Here is a 19863-nt window from a genome sequence, read left to right as displayed (position 1 = left end):
CGAGCCTGTGTGATCTCTGGCGTCGCAGCTACGCTGGCTCGCATCCGCCGATCGCGAAGGAGCGAGCCGATGACATCGACCGAGCCGATGACCGCCGACGAGCAACGTGGATTCGCGAGAGCCGTGCAGTCCGAGGTGTACCGGGCGGGGCTCTCGGGAATCCGTCCGGCGGTGCCGGTCGACGGTGCTGCACTCGAGCGTGCCGCGCGCAAGGCCGTGTCAGCCGAGGCGTTCGCATACCTCGCCGGCGGCGCGGGCGCCGAGGCGACGATGGCGGCGAACCGTGCGGCATTCGCGCGCTGGCAGATCTGGCCGCGCGTGCTGCGCGACGTTTCCGAGCGCGATCTCTCGATCGAGTTGCTCGGGCGGCGCCGCGCGACGCCCTTCGTGCTGTCGCCGATCGGCGTCACCGAGATGGCGCACAGCGAAGCGGATGTCGCGGTCGGCCGTGCCGCGGCGGCGCTCGACGTGCCGTACATCCTCTCGAACCAGGCATCACGCCCGGAGGAGGTCGCCGCCGCGATGGGCACGCGATCGCGCTGGTTCCAGCTGTACTGGAGCGCCTCCGATGAGCTCAACGCGTCGTTCGTGCGTCGCGCCGAGGCATCCGGGTGCGAGGCGATCGTCGTCACCCTCGACACGCACCTGCTCGGCTGGCGCACTCGCGATCTCGACGCGGCCTATCTGCCCTTCACGCGCGGGCAGGGGATCGCGCAATACACGAGCGACCCCGTCTTCGCCGAGCTCGTGCGGCAGCGCGTTGCACGCGGCGCGGGCGGGGTCGGCGGGGGAGCGCGACCGAAGGTCACGCCGAAGCTCCTCGCCTCGGCGTTCTCGATCGCGCGTGCCGGCGCCCGAACGCCGCTCGTCGACGGCGGAGTACGTGCGGCCCTGCGCTCGCGGCTGCCTCGCGCGGCGATCGAGACCTTCCTCGACGTGTTCTCGAACCCGGCGCTCGAGTGGGGCGACCTCGCGAAACTGCGTGAATGGACGTCGCTGCCGGTGCTGCTGAAGGGAGTGCTGCATCCGGATGACGCGGCGCGCGCGCTCGACCACGGCGTCGACGGCCTCGTCGTCTCCAACCACGGCGGGCGACAGATCGACGACTCCGTCGCGAGCCTCGACGCGCTGCCGGGTGTCGTGGAACGGGTCGGCGGCCGCGTGCCCGTCATCCTCGACAGCGGGGTGCGCGGCGGTGCCGATGCCTTCATCGCCCTCGCACTCGGCGCCACGGCCGTGGGCATCGGCCGGCCGTACGCCTATGGCCTCGCCGTCGCGGGGTCGACGGGTGTGCACGAGGTCGTGCGCAACCACATCGCCGAATTCGACCTCACGCTGGGCCTCGCCGGGCACCGCTCGGTCGCCGAGATCGGGGCCGGGTCGTTGCGTGTGGCGTGAGGGTGGGACAGCCCGTCGTTGTCGCCGCGCGGTGTCGTATAGTCATCTCACGCCCACCGCTGGGCGGCCCGAATCCAACCCCGAACGAAAGCCCGATCCTCCATGACCGCTCTGAACTTCCCCCGTCGCGCCACTGTCGTCGCGGCAGTCGCCGGCCTCGCCCTGGTGACACTTGCGGCGTCGCCCGCCGCCGCGGAAGAGGTGCCTGCGCCCACCGCACCGACCATCCAGGTCGACCAGACGACCTTTCCCGAAGGCGACTGGCTCGGCGGCTTCACCGTCACCGGATCGGGCTTCGATCCGAGCGTGTCGACCGCATGGGTTGCAGTGGCAGCCGGCCAAGGCACCCTCACCGGCACGCACGCCGACGTCACTCCCGACGGCACGTTCAGTGTGCTGATCACGCCGGTCGACATGGTCGCCGCCGACAGTGAAGAGCGCCCGCGGTTCAGCGTCTTCGCCTCGCAGACGATCGGCGATGGAATCGTGCTCTGGTCGAATGAGGTCCTGCTGACCATCACCGCGGCTCCGGCGCCGTCTGCCCCCGGCGAGTCATCGGCACCGGTACCCGCCGCCCCGGCCATCGACTCCGAGACGACGGCCGACGGCCCACGCTTGGCCGAAACCGGTGTCGACGGCGGTATCGGCATCGCCGCTCTCGCGCTGATCGTACTCGGCTGCGCGGCAATCGTGTCGCGCCGGCGGGCCTCGCGCGCGCGCTGATCGACAGACCGCGACGGCGGATCGGCGGTCGTGCCCAGCGCAGACCGCCGATCTCGGCCGACTCGCGAGCGCCGGCGACCGCGGACCGGGACAACGGGCTCGCACCCGCCCGTAGGATGGTGTCACCGTGTCGTTTCCGGGAAACCCCCGATCTCTAGGACCATTGGAGCCACCGTGGCCGCACCCAGCCGTCTCGAATCCGTTATCGCCCTCGCCCAGCATCGGGGGTTCGTCTTCCAGGCCGGCGAGATCTACGGCGGATCCCGCTCCGCGTGGGACTACGGGCCCCTCGGCGTGGAGCTGAAAGAGAACATCAAGCGGCAGTGGTGGCGGTACATGGTCACCGGCCGCGACGATGTCGTCGGCCTCGACTCGAGCGTCATCCTGCCCAAGCAGGTGTGGATCGCCTCGGGCCACGTCGGTGTCTTCACCGATCCGCTCGTCGAGTGCCTGCACTGCCACAAGCGCTTCCGCGAAGACCACTTGCTCGAGGCCTTCGAAGAGAAGAAGGGCCGCGCCCCCGAGAACGGCATGGGCGACATCGCCTGCCCGAACTGCGGCACCCGCGGCCAGTGGACTCCGCCTCGCGACTTCAACATGATGCTGCAGACCTACCTGGGCCCGGTTCAGGATGAGTCGGGGCTGCAGTACCTCCGCCCCGAGACGGCGCAGGGCATCTTCACGAACTTCGCCAACGTGCTGCAGGCCGCACGCATGAAGCCGCCGTTCGGCATCGGTCAGATCGGCAAGTCGTTCCGTAACGAGATCACGCCCGGAAACTTCATCTTCCGCACGCGCGAGTTCGAGCAGATGGAGCTCGAGTTCTTCGTCGAGCCCGGCACCGACGACCAGTGGTTCGAGTACTGGCTCGACTACCGCTGGGACTGGTACGTCGACCTCGGCGTCGACCCCGAGAACCTGCGTCGCTTCGAACACCCCGAAGACAAGCTCTCGCACTACTCGAAGCGCACTGTCGACATCGAGTACCGCTTCGGCTTCACCGGTGGCGAATGGGGCGAGCTCGAGGGTGTCGCCAACCGCACCGACTTCGACCTCAAGACGCACTCCGAGCACTCCGGCAAAGAGCTGTCGTACTTCGACCAGTCGAAGAACGAACGCTGGATCCCGTACGTGATCGAGCCCGCGGCGGGCCTGACCCGCTCGCTCATGGCCTTCCTCGTCGACGCGTACGACGTCGAGGAGGTGCCGAACGCGAAGGGCGGCGTCGACACTCGCACTGTGCTGCGACTCGATCCGCGTCTCGCGCCGGTGAAGGCGGCCGTGTTGCCGCTCAGCCGCAACGAGCGTCTCTCGCCGCTGGCTCGCGAGGTCGCCGCATCGCTGCGCAAGCACTGGAACGTCGACTTCGACGACGCCGGTGCGATCGGCCGTCGGTACCGTCGCCAAGACGAGATCGGTACGCCGTTCTGCATCACGGTCGACTTCGACTCGCTCGACGACAACGCCGTGACCGTGCGCGAGCGCGACAGCATGGAGCAGGTGCGGGTGCCGCTCGCCGAGCTCGAGGGTTACCTGGCGGCGAGGCTCATCGGGGCGTAGGGCGCCGGTTCGAACGGGCTACAGTGGCCGCCATGACAGAGATGGAACTGCGCTTCGAGGCGCCGATCGGCGTCGAGGTGAAGGGCGAGACGTGGTCGTGCGTTGAGATCCCTGGGTCGGCTGCGTTCTTCGGCACGGGGAAGTCGGTGCGGGTCGATGCCGATGTGGACCACGTGCGCCTCGAGAATGTGGGCGCGATGGTGACCGGTACCGGCGGTCACATGATCTCTCTGAACGCCAAGGTCCGAAAGCAACTCGGCAAGGATGTGGGCGACACGGTTCAGGTCGTCGTGTCGCCCCGCTGAGGGATCTGGCACCGGGCGACGGAACACCGGAAGCATTCTCGCGTCGATGCAGATCTGATCAGTTGATGATTTCGCCTCGCTCGTCGGCGCGGAGCGCTGCCAGACGATCTCTCCACGCCTGTAGCGCCTCGGGAGTCTGTCGCGTGAAATCAGTGATCTCGCCAACGACCCTGAGTGGGGCAGTGCTGCGGTACGAGCGGGTGGGGTTGCCGGGGAACTTCTTGTCGGTCACGTTCGGGTCGTCCTCGAACGGGCCGGTCGGCTCGACGGCATAGACGCGCGGCGCACCGTCACCGGCCGCGAGTTCCGCAGCGAGTCCAGCGCCGTCGGGAAGGGCAGTGAAATAGATGTGGTTCATCACGACTTCGGGACGATAGTTCGACCGGAAGCCCGCCGTAAGAAGATCACCGTTCCGAAGATCGGCTTTCGTGCCGTGAAAGAACGGCCCCTCGTCCAGCGCTTGGCTCACTGCGACAGCCTAAGTGGACGACGTCCGTAAGCACAGGGGGCACCGGCTCGGATCTGCAGAGATTCCTCGTTGCGCAGAAGGATCGGCGGATTCAAGCGGTTATTGCAACAAGAGCTCTTCGATCAGTTCGATCCGCAGCGGCGCTACGCGCGATCCGCGCTCGTTCTGCCATGACGTGGCGATCCACGCATGCCTGTATGAAATCGAACGGACAGGAGCGCGGCCGGTCGTCTCAAACAGCGGTCAGCGACCCTGTCAGCAGAGCCAGATCAGGCAACCAGGCGGACAGCGGTTCTGGCTCGAAGGGCGACGTTGTCTTCACGATTTTGGCTGGGATCACGGGTCGCGACGGATGAACTGTGTGATTCCGAGTGCGCCGATCAGAATGATCCAGGCGCTGGCCACGAGTGCGCCAGTTCCCGTGGTGAGGAAGGGGTCGGTGGGGTCATAGAGCTGTGCCGCCGCACGGTCGGGCAGCCAACGGGCATGCTCGGTGAGGCCTGCCAGGACTGGCGAGATGATCAGCACGAGGCTGAGCATGCCCACGAGTGCGGGTACCAGGTGCCGGACGATGAGGGCGACGGCGTGGGAGAGCAGGCCGATCAGTGTGAGGTATCCCGCTGCTCCGACGAGGGGCCACAGTTCCGTATCTCCCGTCGGTTGCGGTACGGCGAAGAGGGCACGGGCAATCGAGGCGGCGGTCAGTGCCGCCGCCATTGTGGCTGTAGCGGTGAGTGCGATGGTAGATCCTGCCGCGACTGTCTTGCCTGCGACTAGGAGGCCACGGCGCGGCACCACGGTGAGGCTTGTGCGGATCTGACGGCCGATGTATTCCTGGGTGGCGGGGAGGATGCCGAGCAGAACGAACCCGGCTTGGATGAATGGCACTGCACGACGTGCGACATCCACAGCCGTCACCGACGCTCCCTGGCCAATCGCGCTGGCGGCAATAGCTGCGGTGATCAGCGCTCCGATGAGGATCGTGCCGAGAATGGTGAGGATGGTGACGGGGAGGGTTCGCAGCTTGTCGAGTTCGGACGCGATGACGTTTCCGATGCGCACCGTGCTCACGCATCCCGGTGGCGGAAGACGACCGCTGCGATCACCAGAAGCAGAACGACCCAGCCGGTCATGATCAATGCCCCTGGACCGGCATCCAGTCCGCCCTCGATGGTGCGTAAACCGAAGAGCTTGAGTCCTGCCATGTCGGGGAGCCAGTGCGCAGCTGGGGTGAGTTTCGTCAGGAGGAGTGAGACCGACACTACGGAGCTGTTCAGGATGAGGATGATGAGCGGGATGATGCCGTTGCGGGTGAGGACGGTGATCGTGAAGGCGATGAGTCCGGTGAGGGTCCAGTAGAGCGCACCGCCGAGGCAACGGACGAGTGCGTCGGCTAGCGTGATGGTCTCGGTTTCCTCATCGCCGATGACAGCGCGTGCGATGCTGATGGCGAGGGGCATGGCGACCGCCGCGACGACAATGATGAACAGGCAGACCGTGATTGCCTTCGCGATCAGGAGCCGCACGCGATGCGGCATCGCGGTGAGGGTCGCGGTGATCTGCTGTCCTCCGCCGACATCGGTGCTGTTGGCGGTGTATTCGCTGCTGAACACCATGACTCCGATGACGACAGCGCCGACCGTGCCGAGTGGCATCGCGGCGAATGCCGTCTCGAACGGCGACGTGGATGCGTGCATCTCAGACTGACCCGCGCCGAGCGCGGCACGAGTCGACAACGAGTTGAGCAGGGTGATCGCGACCGATCCCAGCAACGTCACGGCGATTCCAGCCCAGACTCCGGGCAACGTTGCGGCCTTGTGCAGTTCAGCGCCAATGGCGCGGATGAGGCTCATCGTCCGTCCTCGACCCGGGTTGATTCGGTGAGGGCGAAGAAGGCGGTCTCGAGCGTCGGATACCCCGCGGTGACTTGAGCCAGCGAGCCGTCCGCGACGATGTGTCCACCGGCGATGACCACGAGGTCGTCGGCGATCTCCGCGACCTCGCTCATCAGATGGCTGGACAGCAGGACGGTCCCACCCGCGTCGGCATGGTCACGCAGCAGCCCTCGTATCCACCGGATGCCCTCGGGATCGAGGCCGTTCACCGGCTCGTCCAGCACGAGCGCCGCCGGCTCGCCAAGGAGTGCCGCGGCAAGGCCCAGTCGTTGCCCCATGCCGAGGGAGAGATTGCTGACGCGGGTGCGCCCAGCATCTGCGAGGCCCACCTGTTCAAGCACGTCGTTCACGCGGCGCTTCGGGATGCCATTGCTGCGTGCTACCCAGGCGAGGTGGTTGCGGGCGGTGCGAGAGCGGTGTGCGCCAGAGCCGTCCAGCATGGATCCGACCGTGCGCAGCGGATCACGCAGGCTTCGGTACGGCCTCCCATCGATCAGTACGGACCCTGCAGTGGGACTGTCGAGGCCGAGGAGGATGCGCAACGTTGAGGACTTGCCCGCCCCGTTCGGCCCGAGAAATCCGGTCACTCGGCCGGGCAACGCCTGGAAACTAGCATCGGAAAGCACGGTGCGCGAGCCATGCCGTTTGGTGAGCGCATCGATGGAGAGCATGACACCATGTCAGTCGAGAACCGCCCGAGCGTCATCGGACCAGTGACCTGTCTTTCGAGGTCTTCTCGGTCTCAGGTCTCTCCGACCCAGGGCCGATGCTCGCGAAAGCGCCGGAATATAAAATTGGTTGATGGACTCCGCCCGCCCCACGTGGCGCTCACGCGTCTGGCTCGTCGCGTTGATGGTGCTCGTCGCGATCGTGCTGGTTCTGGCGATCACCGGGACCGACAGACCTGTTGCGGGCTGGATCGCGTTGGTCGTGTCCGCGATCATCATCGTCTTGGTGATGGGCTGGGCCTTTGCCCGCTCACGGTCGCAGCGCAAACACTATGAAGACGACTTGGCAGCGTGGGCGGCCGAGCGTGCGACGCAGCGCGAACGGCTGCGGATCGCTGCCGATCTGCATGACCTGGTCTCCCACGGAATCGGACTCATCACCGTGCGCGCCGCCACTGCCCGCTGCATGACAGGTCCGAACGGCGAGTCCGAACGGATGAGTGCGCTGACCGACATCGAGCACGCCAGTCGTGAGACCACCACCGAGCTTCGCCGGATGCTGGGGGTTCTCCGCGCCCCAGGCGTGGCCCCCTTGCGTCCCGCCGACACTCTCGACGACCTGCCCTCGATCATCACGGCCGCGAATGCAGCCGGCGTCACCGCCAGCCTCGACCTCGACTCGGGAGGTGATGTGTCACCCGGTGCACAGCTCACCGTCTGCGCCATCGTCCGTGAGGCACTCAACAACACCCTCCGACATGCCGGCCCCACGACCGCGCGCATCAGCGTCCACCGGGACGGCGACGCGATCGTCGTCGACGTTCACGACGCCGGACCGCGAGAGGGCTGGTTCCCACACCCCGGCGCAGGCCACGGACTCAACGGCCTCCGTGAACGCGTCACCGCACTCGGAGGCACCATTCACACCCACACCAAAGGAAAGGGCTTCCACCTGACTGCGCGCTTCCCCGATCAGGGGAACCCGTGAACAACGCGTTAGATACAGCCGCGATCCGAGTGCTCATCGTCGACGACCAACCGCTGCTCCGCCACAGCCTCACGATTCTCATCAACGGCACCTCAGGCCTTACGGTCGTCGGGGAAGCCGCCACAGGTCAGGACGCCGTGCGTCTTGCACGCGAACTCACCCCCGACGTCACCTTGATGGACATTCGCATGCCCGGCGGCGATGGCATCGAGGCGACACGCAATATCGCTGCAGACCCCGCACTCGCGTCCTGCCGAGTGCTCGTGCTGAGCATGTTCGAGCTAGATGAGTACGTCTACGGCGCACTTCGAGCCGGGGCCAGCGGCTTCCTTCTCAAAGACGCTCACCCAGACCAGCTCCTCGACGCCATCCGCCGTACCCACGCCGGCGAATCCCTCTTCGCACCAACCATCCTGACCCGGCTCGTCGAGCACTACGTCAACCGCCCAGCCGCTACACCGGCTCGAAAACTGGATCCGATCACCGAGCGGGAGACCGAAGTGCTCACCCTCGTCGGACAAGGGCTGTCCAACGACGAAATCGCCACCACGCTCATCATCTCGATCAAAACCGTCAAGACCCACATCGGCAACCTCCTCGCCAAACTCCACGCCCGCGACCGCGCCCAACTCGTCATCACGGCCTACGAAACCGGCCTCGTTGCCCGCGCATGATCCCTCAAATCGCTCCTGTCCTGCAGCATGAACGCAGACCACGGCGAGACCTAGGGTTGACGATTACGGTCCGAGGCCGTGTTCGTGCTGCGGTCCAGGGTGTCAATTTCAGCTCACGCACACGTTTCAGCTCACGTCTGCACAGCTCGTTCCGGCCTGTGCAACCCCGGCGTCAGCCGCGGGCCGGTGGGACCGTCTTGCGCATCACAGTCTTGCTCTTGCCGATGTGACGCTCGAACGTGAATCCCGCTTTCTCGAACATGGCCCTCGTGCCGTTGTGGAGGAACGAGGACGACGTCTTCTTGCCGGGGGTGAGCTCGTTGGGGAACGAGACCACCTCGCCCCCGCCGGCCTGCGCGATCAGTTCGAGCGCGCCGTCCAGCGCCTCGCGTGCCACTCCCGAACGTCGGTGGTCGCGGTCGACGAAGAAGCAGGTGATGCGCCACGGTGCGGGCTTGGTCTCGCCCGCGTCGTACTGCTTGCGGTGGTAGATGTTCGGCAGTTCGACCGGGCTGCCGTACTCGCACCACGCGATCGCGTCGTCGCCGTCGAAGACGAGCGCGGCGTGTGCGACGCCCTCGGCCACGAGTCGCTGTTTGAACGTCGGCCGGTCGTACTCGTCCTTGACGGTGTGCTCCGTGTCGTCGTGAAAATATGAGCAGTAGCATCCGCCCCAGACCCCATTGTGCTTCTGCGTGAGTGCCAGCCACGCCGGGAAGGTCTCGGGGGTGAGCGGCTTGATCACGTGCGAAGTCAACACGCCCACCTCACCGGCCCCACGTGCCAACGCGGCGATGTCGATGCCGTGGTATTCAGGTGTCGGAGGATCGCTCGCCACGCGCGTGCCATGCCGTCATCTTGCCAGCATCACCGATCGATGTCACGGCTCTCAACGCTTGCCGAAGACCGGTCGATCCGCGCAGCAAGATTATCGCTCGACGCTTGTCTCGACCCAACTCACCGGAAGGAACGGGCTGTACACATAGACGACCTTGTCTCCCTTGCGGTCGATCTCGATAGTTCCCTTGCCCGTGTTCATCGCATTGATGATCTGGGACCGAACACCCTCCCACGTGGGGCCATCCGTGAAGCGGAACTTCGCGTAGTTGGGTGCGACGCTGCCGATATAGAGTGTGACGTCCGTTGCCATGTGACGCACTCTACCGAGGGCCGCCGGGCATCAGAATACTTTGCGCAATAGCAATACGTGTTCAGGCGCATCTCGAGCGCAAGAGGATGATGGAGCTATGCCCGCTGCCCACCGTCCTGGTCTTCGGGTCGATTCAGGACTCACGATCCCCGAGTCCGAGCTGTCTTGGCGGTTCTCGCGGTCGTCCGGTCCCGGCGGGCAAGGTGTGAACACCGCCGACTCTCGAGTTGAGCTCGTGTGGGATGTCGCAGGGTCGGCCGTTCTCTCTCCGCTCCAGCGGGAGCGACTCCTCGAGCGTCTGAGCAGTCGCGTTGTCGACGGAGTACTGACGATCACAGCATCCGAGCACCGAGCGCAATTGCGCAACAGGAATGCTGCGCGCGCCAGGCTCGCCGCCGTCGTGGCCGACGCTCTGCGGCCGCCCTCACCGTCGCGACGAGCGACGAGACCGAGTCGCGGTGCCAAGGAGAGACGCTTGGAAGCGAAGAAGCGGCGCACCGACGTCAAGCGACTGCGTCGCCCACCTCACGACTGACCACCGAGGTGCCACTCCTGGACGGGAGGACGCCGCCGACCTGAGCGGGCTTCGCCCGTGGAGCCGCTCGCGGAGTGTGGTCATGCACCCAGCCTTCCACGGGCCTCTGATCGGAAATCCAATTGAGCAGCTTCACTCTCAAGCTGTGGATAACTTGTGGAGAACTCGGCGAGCTGGGCGTCGGTGCCCGCAGAAGCACGCCGCGGTGCTGCGCCCTACCTCGACCGACCGTCAGTGCGACGCGCGAGCGGCCGCCCACTCGCGCCGCAGCACTCCGTAGACCGCAGTGTCCTGCCACTCGCCGTCGTTGAACTGCTCCTCGAGGATCGTCGCCTCGCGGCGCATGCCGAGGCGTTCGCAGAGGGCAGCGGATGCTCCGTTGCGCGCGTCGAGGAACGCCTGAATCCGGTGGGGGTGCAGCGTCTCGAACGCGAAGTCGCGGATCGCGCTCGCGGCCTCGCGGGCGTACCCACTGCCCTGGAAGTCGGGGTGCACCACCCAGCCGAGTTCGAGCTGCGCGTGGGCGAGGCTCGAGACGCGCACCATCATGTCTCCGATGACGCGATCTCGCTCGGCGTCGTCGATCGAGGGTGTGCCGGGCAGCGCCATCGCGAACACGAAGAAGTCGCCGTCAGCGGCGAGTACGCGTCCCCCTGCACGAGTCGCCGTGTGAGCGTAGCCCTCGTCGCGGTCGCGCTCGGGCCACGGCAGGTACCGGAGCACCTCGGGGATGCGCTGGTACTCGTAGACGTCGGGGGCATCGGATGCCTCGAGCGGGCGCAGCACGAGGCGGTCGGTGCGAATCGGTGAATCGGTGAGCGTCGCCGCATCGAACGGGAATCGCAGTGTGGGCGGGCCGTCGGCCGCTGCCGCTGCCGCGCGTTCGGAGAGGGTCGCAGGGTCGCTGTTCTCGTGCATCGTCAGGAAGCGTATCGCGCGCCCGCGACGGACGGTATCGCGGGCGCGTGGCCGACGTTCAGGAGGCCGCGACAGCGCCCGCACTGCCGAGGTCATGCGAAGCGGCACCACCGGAAGCAGCACCACCGGAAGCAGCACCCCCGGAACCGGCGCCACCGGCCTCGCGAACCCCGGCCCCCGCGGCATCCGCTTCGGGGACCACGCCGAAGATCGCAGCGATGCCGTCGATCCAGGCCTGCTGTTCGCCGGCGCGCGCGAGTTCGCGCGAGCGCACCATGGGGGTGTGCAGCAGCACGCCGGCCATGTGCCGCAGTGCGGCCTCGGTGCGTCCGTCGTCGTCGCCGCGACCGCGAGCACGCTCGATCTCACCGTCGAGGATGCCGAAGACATGGCGCCGCAGGGCCACGACGGCGGGTGCGACGTCATGCTCGTCACGGGCTTCGCTGAAAGCGCGGGCCGCTCCGCCGACGATCGCGCGCGCGGCATCCGTCGCCCCGAACTCTTCGAGCGGTGCGTGGATGCGGATGGTCTCGAGGTCGAGCAGCTCGACGCCGGGCACCTCGACGACATCGGGGGCGACGTTGCGCGGCAGGCCGAGATCGATCACCAGCTGGCGTTCGATCGCCGCGTCGCCGGGCTCGCCGACAAGGCTCAGCGCACCAGCACCAGGGGCAACGGATGCCTCGAGCCCCGCCCGCCCGGATTCGAGCAGGGCCCGATCGACGACATGGTGCTCGGCCGTGGTGCAGGTGACGATGATGTCGGAGGTTGCGGCCGCGGCGGCGACTTCGCCGCGTGCCACCGCATCGATGCCGTGACCGGCCGCGAACTTCGCCGCCCGGCCCGAGGGGGAGAAGACGCGTACATCGGTGACGCCGCGGTCGCGTAGCGCCGCGAGCGAGGCGCCCGCGAAGCGTCCGGTGCCGACGAGCAGCACCCGGGTCGCGGCCCAGTCGGTGATGCGGCTTTCGGCGAGTTCGAGCGCGAGGCGCACGAGCGAGCGCCCCTCGCCGCCGATGCCGGTCTCGTTCTTCACTCGGCGCGAGATCTGCGAAGCGCGCTGGAAGAGCCGTTCGAGGTCGGGCGTCGTCGTGCCCTCGCTGCGTGCGCGTTCGAGCGAGCGGCGCACCTGGCCGGCGATCTCGCCCTCGCCGACGACGACCGATTCGAGGCCCGACGCAACGGCGAAGAGGTGGCCGGCGACGGCGTTGCCGTGCACGAACCCGAACGTGGTGCGCAGCTCGTCGGGCTCGAGGCCCGCAACGATGCCCACAGCGCGAATCGCTTCGTGCACCGCCGGCACGGGCGATTCACCCTCGGCGGCGTCGAGGTCGAGATACGCCTCGAAGCGATTGCAGGTGGCGACGACCACCGCACCTCGCACGGCGTCGTGGCCATTGCGGATGCGCGGGCCCGAGGCATCCGCGGTCACCGAAAGACGCTCGAGCATGTCGAAGCCGGCGTTCTTGTGACTCGCAGTGAGGCAGATGAGCACTAGGGGATTCTACTCGCCGTCGAATCAAGGTTTGCTCAGTGCGGACTCTGAGCGAATCTCAGCGTGCGGCGAGCACCAGACCCGGCTGGATGATCTGAATGGGTGCGGTGAGCGGCGGCAGGTCGAGGCCCTCGGCGGCGAGCGCGGCGCGGTGCTTCGCCTTCCAGCTGCGCACGACGGCGAAGAACGGGGCGCCGGCGAGCGCATAGCGGCCAGGCCGCTCCGCGGCGAGGATGAGTGGCAGTTCGATGCTCATGCCGCCGTGCCGCACGCGCAGCACGAGCACCGCCAGCTCCGAGTCGCCGGCGACGACCGAGTCGCTGCGGATGCCGCGCACCTCACGCCACGGGAAGTACACCGTGCGCCGGGGGCGCCGACCGCCGTTCCAGAACGCGACGCCGATCTCGTCGACCACGATCGAGAAGCGGGCTCCGAGCTTGACCGTGCGCGGATCATCCGCAGTCAGTTGGTTGAGGCTCGCGACGAGGCCTCGACTGCGGATGCCGCAGCTCACCTCGCCCCGCACGCTCGCCTCGAGCGCGCGGCGACGGGCGCGAGCGCGGGCGAGCTGGCCGACGCGTACGAACACCCAGATGACGGCAGCCAGCACGACGAGTGCCGAGACCATCACGGCCGCGCGCTCGAGGCCCGGCACCTCGGGCAGGCGCAGCATCAGGCGGTGCAGGAAGCCGGAACTGGCGATGAGCGCGCCGATGACGAGGGCGGCAGCGGCGCCGACCAGGAAGGTGACGCCGGCGCGGTGCGGCGTGGCGGCGTTCATCGCGCGACTCGGGTCGATCGGGCGGACGGGTTGCAGCACTGCGTGATGGGCATGGGATCTCCGTGGGTGCGGAGGCGCACGAGCGGGGGAACACGCGCGTCGTCGTGCTCGGGGGCGCACAACGTCTCGACCTTAGCGCTGATGAGCGCGCGAATGTAAGGCTTCCGAACAAATCGGCCTGCGGGTGATCCGCGCGACTCGGATCCGGAAGCGACCTGCGTCACCCCCATACCTGCGCGAGCGGCACACGGCTGCTCTTCGAGCGAATTCCCCAGCCCGGTGCGCGACAATGTCAGGCGTGATCCTCTCCCCGCAGCATCCGCTCTCCGCCGGCCTGACCTCCGACTCGCGTCTCGTTCGCGCATATAGAGGAGAGCGCTCCGATGCGACTCCCGTGTGGTTCATGCGGCAGGCGGGGCGGTCGCTGCCCGAGTACCGCGACCTGCGCGTCGGCACTCGCATGCTCGACGCGTGCCTCGACCCGGCTATGGCCGCCGAGATCACGCTGCAGCCGGTGCGCCGTCACCAGGTCGACGCGGGCATCTTCTTCAGCGACATCGTCGTGCCGCTCAAGCTCGTGGGCGTCGACGTCGAGATCCAGCCGGGCCGCGGGCCCGTCTTCACGAGGGGCTACGCGGATGCCGCGGGCGTCGCCGACCTCACGGCGATCGACCCTGCGCGGCTCGACGAGGCATCCGCCCCCATCGCCGAAGCGGTCGGGCGCGTGGTCGCCGAGTTGAATACGACGGTGCCCGCGGGGCCGGTTTCGACAGGTTCGACCAGCGGGGGCAGCACCCCGCTCATCGGCTTCGCCGGTGCCCCGTTCACGCTCGCGGCGTACCTCGCCGAGGGTGGCCCGTCGAAGGACCACCTCGCCGCGCGCACGCTCATGCACGCCGATCCCGGCGCTTGGCGCGCACTCATGGACTGGACGGCCGAGCTCACCGGACGCTTCCTGCGCACGCAAGTGCTCGCCGGGGCATCCGCCGCCCAGCTCTTCGACTCGTGGGCCGGCGCGCTCTCGCTCGCCGACTACGAGGCGCACGTCGCACCCGCCTCGGCGAAGGCGCTGAGCTTCGTGCACGACCTCGCCTACGAGACGCCGGATGCCTCGGTCGACGGCGGCGCCGACGCCCGGATGACCCGCAGCGTGCCCGTCGTGCACTTCGGCGTCGGCACCGGCGAGCTGCTCGGTGCGATGCACGGCATCGGGGTCGACACCGTAGGGGTCGACTATCGCATCCCGCTCGATGTCGCCGTCGAGCGCGTCGGCGACGGCGTTCCCCTGCAGGGCAACCTCGACCCGGCGCTGCTCGCCGCCCCGTGGCCCGTGCTCGAGGGCGCGGTGCGCGACGTGCTGCGTCGCGGCCAGGCGGCGCCGGCCCACGTCTTCAACCTCGGCCACGGCGTGCCGCCCGAGACCGATCCGACGGTGCTGACCCGCATCGTCGAGCTCGTGCACGAGGCCTCGGCATGACCGACGCGCCCGACGCTGGTCGAGACCCCGTGAATGGTCTCGATACGCTCGCTTCGCTCACTACTCGGCCGACAGAGTCCACAGCCGACGTCGTCGTGATCGGCGGCGGGGTCGCAGGCCTCGTCGCCGCACTCGAGTGCGCGAAGGTCGGCCTGCGGGTCACCGTGTTCGAGCGGCGCGACGAGCTGGGCGGATGCGTCGGCCGCATCGAACTCGACGGCCTGACGCTCGACAGTGGCGCCGAATCCTTCGCGACCAGGGGCGGCGCGGTCGCCGAACTGCTCGGCTCGCTCGAGCTCGATGGAGAGATCGAGAGCCCGAACCCAGCGGGCGCCTGGCTCGTCATGCCCGGTGCGCACGGCCGCCCCGACGCCGCGCCCCTGCCGAAGACCGGCATGCTCGGCATCCCCGCGAACCCGCTCGGCGACGACGTGCGGCGCATCATCGGCTGGGGTGGGGCGATCCGCGCGTACGGCGACCGCATCATGCCGATCCTCCGCATCGGCCGCGCCCACAGCCTCGGCCAGCTCGTGCGCTCGCGCATGGGCCAGGCCGTGCTCGACCGGCTCGTCACGCCGATCTCCGCCGGCGTCTACTCGACCGACCCGAACGACCTCGACCTCGACGTCGTCGCCCCCGGGCTCAACGAGGCGATGACCCGCATGGGATCGCTCTCGGGCGGAGTCGGGCAACTCGTCGAGGAGCGCAAGGCCGGGGGAGCTGTGCGCGGCATCCGCGGAGGCATGCACCGACTCGTCGACGCGCTCGAACGCGAACTCGGGCGGTTCGGCGTGACGGTCGTGCGCAGCGCCGAGGTCACGGGTCTCGAGCGAGCGGCAGGCGCGGGTGAGCCGTCGTCGACCGGCTCGACGAGCACCGGTGAGTCGGAGGAATCCGAGGCAACCCGATGGCTCGTCACCGCGTCGACCGAGGCCGGCGAACTGATCGTGAGCGCCCCCGAGGTCGTGCTCGCCGCTTCCGGGCACGCCGCACTCGAGCTCGTCGGCGCCGCCCTCGACGGCTGGGCGGGTGCATCGACCGAGGAGTGGCCGGCTGCGGCATCCGTCGAACTCGTCACGCTCGTGCTCGACGCACCCGAACTCGATCGCGCCCCGCGCGGCACCGGGGTGCTCGTCGCCGCCGGCACCCCCGGCGTGCAGGCCAAGGCACTCACCCACTCGACGGCGAAGTGGAATTGGCTCGCCGAGGCGGCGGACGGCCGGCACGTCGTGCGTCTCTCCTATGGTCGCGCCGGCGCGCCGAATCCGCTCGACGGGCTCTCCGACACCGAGGTCGCCGAACTCGCGCTCGCCGATGCATCGCTTCTCCTGGGCGCGACCGTCGATGAGGGGATGCTCCGCGCCTCCGGCCGGACGCAGTGGCGCGACGCGCTCTCGCAAGCCGCCCTCGGCCAGCGCGATCGGGTGCGTGCACTCGAGGACGCGCTCGCCGCTGAGCCCGGCATCGAGGCCACCGGATCATGGGTGGCCGGCACGGGGCTCGCCTCGGTCGTGCCCCACGCACTCGAGGTCGCGCGGCGCATCAGGCACCGTCGGGTGCAGCTCGACGGCATCGCATAGCCGGAGCGGAATATTTCAACGCAACCCCCTTGCGCCGATTGGTGCGGGGTCTACGCTGGAAACGTCGCTGTGGTGAACCACAGGGGGAGATGGGGTGCACATGAAAGGCAAGATCCTCTTCGTCGTCGGTCTCGGCATCGGTTACGTGCTCGGTACGCGAGCCGGTCGTGAACGCTACGAGCAGATTCGAAAGGCCGCCGAGGGCGTGTGGAACACGCCGGCCGTGCAGCAGGGCGTCGACACCGTCAAGGGGTTCGCCGCCGAAAAGGTCGGCGATCTCTCCGACACCGTGCTCGACGGTGTGAAGTCGCTCATCGGCAACGCCTCGCGGGGCTCAGGCGCGACCAAGCGCGACGTCGACAGTGCGGCGAAGACAGTGAAGGCGAACGTCTCGAAGACCGCGAAGACGGCGAAGTCCAGCGTCGACGACGCGGCATCCGACGCGAAGGGCACCGCGAAGACCGCCGCGAAACGCACGTCGAGCGGCACCGCCAAGTCGACTCGCACCCCGGCGGCCACCCGTGGCACGGCGGCCGAGGGCACGGCCAAGCCCGCGACATCCGACGACTCGTGAACGTGGAGGTGATCGCGCGATGACCACACCCTCGAACGACGACCGCTCGCTCTTCACGCTCATCGGAGATCTGCCCGAGACGATCTCCTCGCTCGTGCGCGCCGAGATCGACCAGATCAAGGCCGAGGTCTCCTACAAGGTCAAGCACTTCGGCATCGGCTCGGGCCTCGTCGCCGGTGCCGCGGTCGTCGGCATCTTCCTGCTCTTCACACTGATCGTCACCGGCATCTTCGCGCTCGCGCTCGTGATGCCGGCGTGGGCCGCAGCACTCACCGTCTCCGGTGCGTTGCTGCTGATCATCGTCATCCTGCTCTTGATCGCCTACGTCAACTTCAAGCGGGGCTCGGAGCCCCTCGAGTCCGTCGAGAGCCTGAAGGCCGACCTCGACGCCATGAAGGGAACAGGTGACTATGACCGCCGCTCCTGACGCCAACGGACCCCGCCCCTCGAAGCGAGACGCCGCATCCCGCGAACGCAACCTCACGCGTCTGCAGGCGAAGGCCGCGTCGCAGCAGGCGCGTGCCGAGTTCGCCGAGACCCTCAACGCCCTCGAAGACAAGCTCAATGTGCCGAAGCAGGCGGGCATCAAGGCCGAGCAGGCGAAGGTGAGACTGCGCCGGTTCGCCGATGAGCAGCCCGTGGCCGCGATCGCCGCCGCCGTGGGTCTCGTCGCGGTGGTCGGCGTCACCGTGTGGCTCGTCGTGCGTTCGAAGCTCGACTGAGCGCGCCGACGATTCACAGCGAACCAGAGCGAGCGGATGCCCCGGTGCCGACGTCACGACGCGATGCCGGTACTCCGGCTGCAACAGAGACCGCGGTCGATCGGGTCGCCGGTCTCGTGCGCGCCGACATCCTGAGCGGGGTGCTCCCGCCCGACGCCCCGCTTCGGGAAGAAGCCTCGTCTGAGCAATACGGCGTCTCGCGGCACACCGTGCGGGCGGCGTTCCAGCGGTTGGTGGCCGAGCGCCTCGCTGTCGCCGAGGCCTACCGCGGGGTGCGCGTGGCGAGCTTCGACCGCGCCCACGTCATCGCGCTGCAGCAGCTGCGTGCCGCGCTCGAGGTCGAGGCGGTGCGCATCGTGGGCGAGCGCCACGGCGAAGCGTGGCCCGAGCCCGTGCTGGCTCCGGCGCGCGACGCCCTCGACCGACTCGACGCGCTCACCCGGCCGAACGGGCCTGCGACTCCAGACACGGCACCCACCGAGTTGCCCGACTCTGTACACAGTCGGGCAACTCGGGAAGTGGAGCCGGTCGACTGGCTCGAGGTCGAGCGCATCCACGCGGACTTCCATCGGGCGATCGTCGCGGCATCCGCGAGCCCCCGAATCATCGAGGCTCACGCCGCCCTCGGCAGCGAACTGCTGCTGTTCCTCCTGCACGTGCGCCCGCACTACACGCTCGAGAGCCTCATCGCCGAGCATCGCACCCTGCTCGAGGAGCTGCCCACGCGCGGGCCGGCCGCACTGCGCGAGCACCTCGAGCACTCGACGTTGCTGCTCGTGGGCGAGTAGGACTCCGGCTTCGCGCCGGTCGATCGGAAGGATTCGACGATGACGTCGGAACAGAACTCCAAGGCTGCAGCTGCCGATCGTGAAGCAGACGCGGTGACGGCATTCGCCGACCGCATCTTCGCATCGGCTCTCGGCGGCATCGAACTGCTCAGCATCTACCTCGGCGATCGTCTCGGCTGGTATCGCGCCCTCGCCGCGGGCGAGCCGCTCGACGCACCGACGCTCGCCGCGCGCACCGGCACCCACGAGCGCTATGTGCTCGAATGGCTCGAGCACCAGGCGGTGAGCGGCATCCTCACCGTCGACGATGCGCACGCTGCGGCATCCGCCCGCCGGTTCACCCTGCCGCCCGCGCACGCCGAGGTGCTCGTCGACGCCGACTCGCTCGACTATCTCGCGCCGCTCGGTCGGTTCCTCGCAGCGACGGCAGGCCAGCTCCCTGCACTGCTCGACGCGTACCGAACGGGCAGCGGGGTCTCGTGGGCGCAGCTCGGCGACGATGCCCGCGACGCGCAGGGCGACATCAACCGCCCGTGGTTCCTGCGGCAGCTCGCGCTCGCGTTCGCCGGGGTTCCCTCAGTGAACTCGGTGCTCTCCCGCCCGGGTGCCCGGATCGCGGATGTCGGCAGTGGGCACGGCTGGTCGGCGATCGGGATCGCGCAAGGGTATCCGGACGCTCGTGTGGAGGGGTTCGACATCGACGAGCCCTCGATCACGGCGGCGCGCGAACATGCGCAGGCGGCGGGAGTCGCCGATCGCGTTCGGTTCCATCACGTCGCCGGCGAGGCGCTCCCCGAGGAAGCCGTCTTCGACGCCGTATTCGTCTTCGAGGCGCTGCACGACATGCCGCGACCGGTCGAGGTGCTCGAGGCGATCCGACGCGCCGCACGCCCCGACGGCGTGGTCGTGATCATGGACGAGGCCGTCGCAACCGAGTTCGCGCCCGACGGCGACGAGACGGAGCGGATCATGTACGGGTACAGCCTCTTCATGTGCCTGCCCGACAGTCTCTCCACGCCCGGGTCGGTCGGCACCGGCACGGTGATGCGGCAGTCGACCCTCGAGCAGTATGCGAGGGAGGCGGGTTTCGCGGGCATCGAAGAGCTGCCGATCGAGGGCTTCGCGTCGTTCCGGTTCACGCGGCTCCTGCGCTGAACGGGCAG

23 protein-coding genes are annotated in these 19863 nt (G+C 68.3%); 14 read left to right on the top strand and 9 right to left on the bottom strand.

Annotation, left to right across the window (positions count from 1 at the left end; all coding sequences use genetic code 11):
* Positions 1-69: 69 nt before the first annotated feature.
* The 4 genes from AC1C2R_RS07420 to AC1C2R_RS07405 all read left to right on the top strand — a co-directional run bounded on the left by AC1C2R_RS07420 (position 70) and on the right by AC1C2R_RS07405 (position 3986).
* Positions 70-1398, top strand: a complete 1329-nt coding sequence (locus AC1C2R_RS07420) for an alpha-hydroxy-acid oxidizing protein (protein WP_495379511.1) — start codon at positions 70-72, stop codon at positions 1396-1398.
* Between the two features lie 102 nt (positions 1399-1500).
* Positions 1501-2121 (top strand): hypothetical protein, encoded by a 621-nt coding sequence (locus AC1C2R_RS07415; protein ID WP_495379510.1) that lies wholly within the window; start codon positions 1501-1503, stop codon positions 2119-2121.
* A gap of 174 nt (positions 2122-2295) precedes the next feature.
* The gene (locus AC1C2R_RS07410; RefSeq protein WP_495351866.1) at positions 2296-3681 is read left to right on the top strand and encodes a glycine--tRNA ligase; all 1386 of its coding nucleotides are present in this window, start codon (positions 2296-2298) and stop codon (positions 3679-3681) included.
* A gap of 32 nt (positions 3682-3713) precedes the next feature.
* A complete protein-coding gene (locus AC1C2R_RS07405) occupies positions 3714-3986 on the top strand; it encodes a DUF1905 domain-containing protein (protein ID WP_495351865.1) in 273 nt (90 codons plus the stop codon).
* A 58-nt stretch (positions 3987-4044) separates the two neighbouring features.
* Here the strand turns inward: AC1C2R_RS07405 and arr are convergent, their stop codons facing one another.
* The 4 genes from arr to AC1C2R_RS07385 form a co-directional block, all read right to left on the bottom strand.
* Positions 4045-4455: an NAD(+)--rifampin ADP-ribosyltransferase gene (gene arr / locus AC1C2R_RS07400; protein ID WP_495379509.1), complete on the bottom strand. Its 411-nt coding sequence runs from the start codon at positions 4453-4455 to the stop codon at positions 4045-4047.
* Positions 4456-4791: 336 nt separating this feature from the next.
* Complete coding sequence (locus AC1C2R_RS07395; RefSeq protein WP_495379508.1) at positions 4792-5526, bottom strand: hypothetical protein; 735 nt, start codon at positions 5524-5526, stop codon at positions 4792-4794.
* Entirely contained in the window at positions 5523-6308 is a 786-nt protein-coding gene (locus AC1C2R_RS07390) for an ABC transporter permease (protein WP_495351862.1), read from the bottom strand. Before AC1C2R_RS07390 ends, AC1C2R_RS07395 begins: the two co-directional genes overlap by 4 nt.
* Complete coding sequence (locus AC1C2R_RS07385) at positions 6305-7021, bottom strand: ABC transporter ATP-binding protein (protein WP_495351861.1); 717 nt, start codon at positions 7019-7021, stop codon at positions 6305-6307. The genes AC1C2R_RS07390 and AC1C2R_RS07385 overlap by 4 nt, the downstream gene beginning before the upstream one ends.
* Before the next feature lie 181 nt (positions 7022-7202).
* Between AC1C2R_RS07385 and AC1C2R_RS07380 the strand changes: the two genes are divergently transcribed.
* Both AC1C2R_RS07380 and AC1C2R_RS07375 read left to right on the top strand, forming a co-directional pair.
* Complete coding sequence (locus AC1C2R_RS07380) at positions 7203-8006, top strand: sensor histidine kinase (RefSeq protein WP_495379507.1); 804 nt, start codon at positions 7203-7205, stop codon at positions 8004-8006.
* A gap of 29 nt (positions 8007-8035) precedes the next feature.
* Entirely contained in the window at positions 8036-8680 is a 645-nt protein-coding gene (locus AC1C2R_RS07375; protein WP_495351859.1) for a response regulator, read from the top strand.
* Between the two features lie 172 nt (positions 8681-8852).
* Here the strand turns inward: AC1C2R_RS07375 and AC1C2R_RS07370 are convergent, their stop codons facing one another.
* Both AC1C2R_RS07370 and AC1C2R_RS07365 read right to left on the bottom strand, forming a co-directional pair.
* Positions 8853-9437 carry a GNAT family N-acetyltransferase gene (locus AC1C2R_RS07370; protein ID WP_495379506.1) on the bottom strand — a complete coding sequence of 195 codons (585 nt, stop codon included), beginning with the start codon at positions 9435-9437 and terminating at the stop codon, positions 8853-8855.
* Positions 9438-9608: 171 nt separating this feature from the next.
* Positions 9609-9830, bottom strand: coding sequence for a hypothetical protein (locus AC1C2R_RS07365; protein ID WP_495351857.1), 222 nt, complete (start codon positions 9828-9830; stop codon positions 9609-9611).
* Positions 9831-9927: 97 nt separating this feature from the next.
* On the opposite strand from AC1C2R_RS07365, the gene arfB reads away from it, so the two are divergent.
* Positions 9928-10365 carry an alternative ribosome rescue aminoacyl-tRNA hydrolase ArfB gene (arfB, locus tag AC1C2R_RS07360; protein WP_495351856.1) on the top strand — a complete coding sequence of 146 codons (438 nt, stop codon included), beginning with the start codon at positions 9928-9930 and terminating at the stop codon, positions 10363-10365.
* Positions 10366-10596: 231 nt separating this feature from the next.
* On the opposite strand, the gene AC1C2R_RS07355 is transcribed toward arfB, so the two are convergent.
* From AC1C2R_RS07355 to AC1C2R_RS07345, 3 genes are read right to left on the bottom strand one after another with little or no spacing between them, the layout of a single operon-like run.
* Positions 10597-11283, bottom strand: coding sequence for a GNAT family N-acetyltransferase (locus AC1C2R_RS07355; RefSeq protein WP_495379505.1), 687 nt, complete (start codon positions 11281-11283; stop codon positions 10597-10599).
* Between the two features lie 58 nt (positions 11284-11341).
* Positions 11342-12778, bottom strand: coding sequence for a glutamyl-tRNA reductase (locus AC1C2R_RS07350; protein ID WP_495379504.1), 1437 nt, complete (start codon positions 12776-12778; stop codon positions 11342-11344).
* A gap of 58 nt (positions 12779-12836) precedes the next feature.
* Positions 12837-13559, bottom strand: coding sequence for a hypothetical protein (locus tag AC1C2R_RS07345; protein WP_495379503.1), 723 nt, complete (start codon positions 13557-13559; stop codon positions 12837-12839).
* Between the two features lie 289 nt (positions 13560-13848).
* On the opposite strand from AC1C2R_RS07345, the gene hemE reads away from it, so the two are divergent.
* From hemE to AC1C2R_RS07310, 7 genes are all read left to right on the top strand, one after another.
* The gene (gene hemE / locus AC1C2R_RS07340) at positions 13849-15036 is read left to right on the top strand and encodes a uroporphyrinogen decarboxylase (RefSeq protein ID WP_495379502.1); all 1188 of its coding nucleotides are present in this window, start codon (positions 13849-13851) and stop codon (positions 15034-15036) included.
* Entirely contained in the window at positions 15033-16616 is a 1584-nt protein-coding gene (locus AC1C2R_RS07335) for a protoporphyrinogen/coproporphyrinogen oxidase (RefSeq protein WP_495379501.1), read from the top strand. The genes hemE and AC1C2R_RS07335 overlap by 4 nt, the downstream gene beginning before the upstream one ends.
* Before the next feature lie 100 nt (positions 16617-16716).
* On the top strand, positions 16717-17190 hold the full coding sequence (locus AC1C2R_RS07330) for a hypothetical protein (RefSeq protein ID WP_495379500.1): 474 nt from the start codon (positions 16717-16719) through the stop codon (positions 17188-17190).
* 19 nt (positions 17191-17209) lie between these two features.
* Positions 17210-17617: a phage holin family protein gene (locus AC1C2R_RS07325; protein WP_495351849.1), complete on the top strand. Its 408-nt coding sequence runs from the start codon at positions 17210-17212 to the stop codon at positions 17615-17617.
* Positions 17601-17912, top strand: coding sequence for a DUF3618 domain-containing protein (locus tag AC1C2R_RS07320; protein ID WP_495351848.1), 312 nt, complete (start codon positions 17601-17603; stop codon positions 17910-17912). Before AC1C2R_RS07325 ends, AC1C2R_RS07320 begins: the two co-directional genes overlap by 17 nt.
* A gap of 44 nt (positions 17913-17956) precedes the next feature.
* Entirely contained in the window at positions 17957-18700 is a 744-nt protein-coding gene (locus tag AC1C2R_RS07315) for a GntR family transcriptional regulator (RefSeq protein ID WP_495379499.1), read from the top strand.
* A 39-nt stretch (positions 18701-18739) separates the two neighbouring features.
* The gene (locus AC1C2R_RS07310) at positions 18740-19855 is read left to right on the top strand and encodes a class I SAM-dependent methyltransferase (protein WP_495379498.1); all 1116 of its coding nucleotides are present in this window, start codon (positions 18740-18742) and stop codon (positions 19853-19855) included.
* The last annotated feature ends 8 nt before the right edge of the window (positions 19856-19863 follow it).

This window comes from Agromyces sp. Y182 (assembly GCF_059445385.1).
Note: the sequence above shows the minus strand (reverse complement) of the source record. Positions and strands in the feature narration are given on the sequence as shown.

Excerpts from the sequence above, each read along its gene's own strand:
- AC1C2R_RS07325 (WP_495351849.1), top strand. The coding sequence starts at position 17,210 with ATGACCACACCCTCGAACGACGACCGCTCGCTCTTCACGCTCATCGGA.
- arfB (WP_495351856.1), top strand. The coding sequence starts at position 9,928 with ATGCCCGCTGCCCACCGTCCTGGTCTTCGGGTCGATTCAGGACTCACG.
- AC1C2R_RS07390 (WP_495351862.1), bottom strand. The coding sequence starts at position 6,308 with ATGAGCCTCATCCGCGCCATTGGCGCTGAACTGCACAAGGCCGCAACG.
- AC1C2R_RS07385 (WP_495351861.1), bottom strand. The coding sequence starts at position 7,021 with ATGCTCTCCATCGATGCGCTCACCAAACGGCATGGCTCGCGCACCGTG.
- AC1C2R_RS07345 (WP_495379503.1), bottom strand. The coding sequence starts at position 13,559 with ATGAACGCCGCCACGCCGCACCGCGCCGGCGTCACCTTCCTGGTCGGC.
- AC1C2R_RS07420 (WP_495379511.1), top strand. The coding sequence starts at position 70 with ATGACATCGACCGAGCCGATGACCGCCGACGAGCAACGTGGATTCGCG.
- AC1C2R_RS07330 (WP_495379500.1), top strand. The coding sequence starts at position 16,717 with ATGAAAGGCAAGATCCTCTTCGTCGTCGGTCTCGGCATCGGTTACGTG.
- AC1C2R_RS07415 (WP_495379510.1), top strand. The coding sequence starts at position 1,501 with ATGACCGCTCTGAACTTCCCCCGTCGCGCCACTGTCGTCGCGGCAGTC.
- AC1C2R_RS07355 (WP_495379505.1), bottom strand. The coding sequence starts at position 11,283 with ATGCACGAGAACAGCGACCCTGCGACCCTCTCCGAACGCGCGGCAGCG.
- AC1C2R_RS07310 (WP_495379498.1), top strand. The coding sequence starts at position 18,740 with ATGACGTCGGAACAGAACTCCAAGGCTGCAGCTGCCGATCGTGAAGCA.
- AC1C2R_RS07380 (WP_495379507.1), top strand. The coding sequence starts at position 7,203 with ATGGTGCTCGTCGCGATCGTGCTGGTTCTGGCGATCACCGGGACCGAC.
- hemE (WP_495379502.1), top strand. The coding sequence starts at position 13,849 with ATGTCAGGCGTGATCCTCTCCCCGCAGCATCCGCTCTCCGCCGGCCTG.
- AC1C2R_RS07335 (WP_495379501.1), top strand. The coding sequence starts at position 15,033 with ATGACCGACGCGCCCGACGCTGGTCGAGACCCCGTGAATGGTCTCGAT.
- AC1C2R_RS07365 (WP_495351857.1), bottom strand. The coding sequence starts at position 9,830 with ATGGCAACGGACGTCACACTCTATATCGGCAGCGTCGCACCCAACTAC.
- AC1C2R_RS07320 (WP_495351848.1), top strand. The coding sequence starts at position 17,601 with ATGACCGCCGCTCCTGACGCCAACGGACCCCGCCCCTCGAAGCGAGAC.
- AC1C2R_RS07405 (WP_495351865.1), top strand. The coding sequence starts at position 3,714 with ATGACAGAGATGGAACTGCGCTTCGAGGCGCCGATCGGCGTCGAGGTG.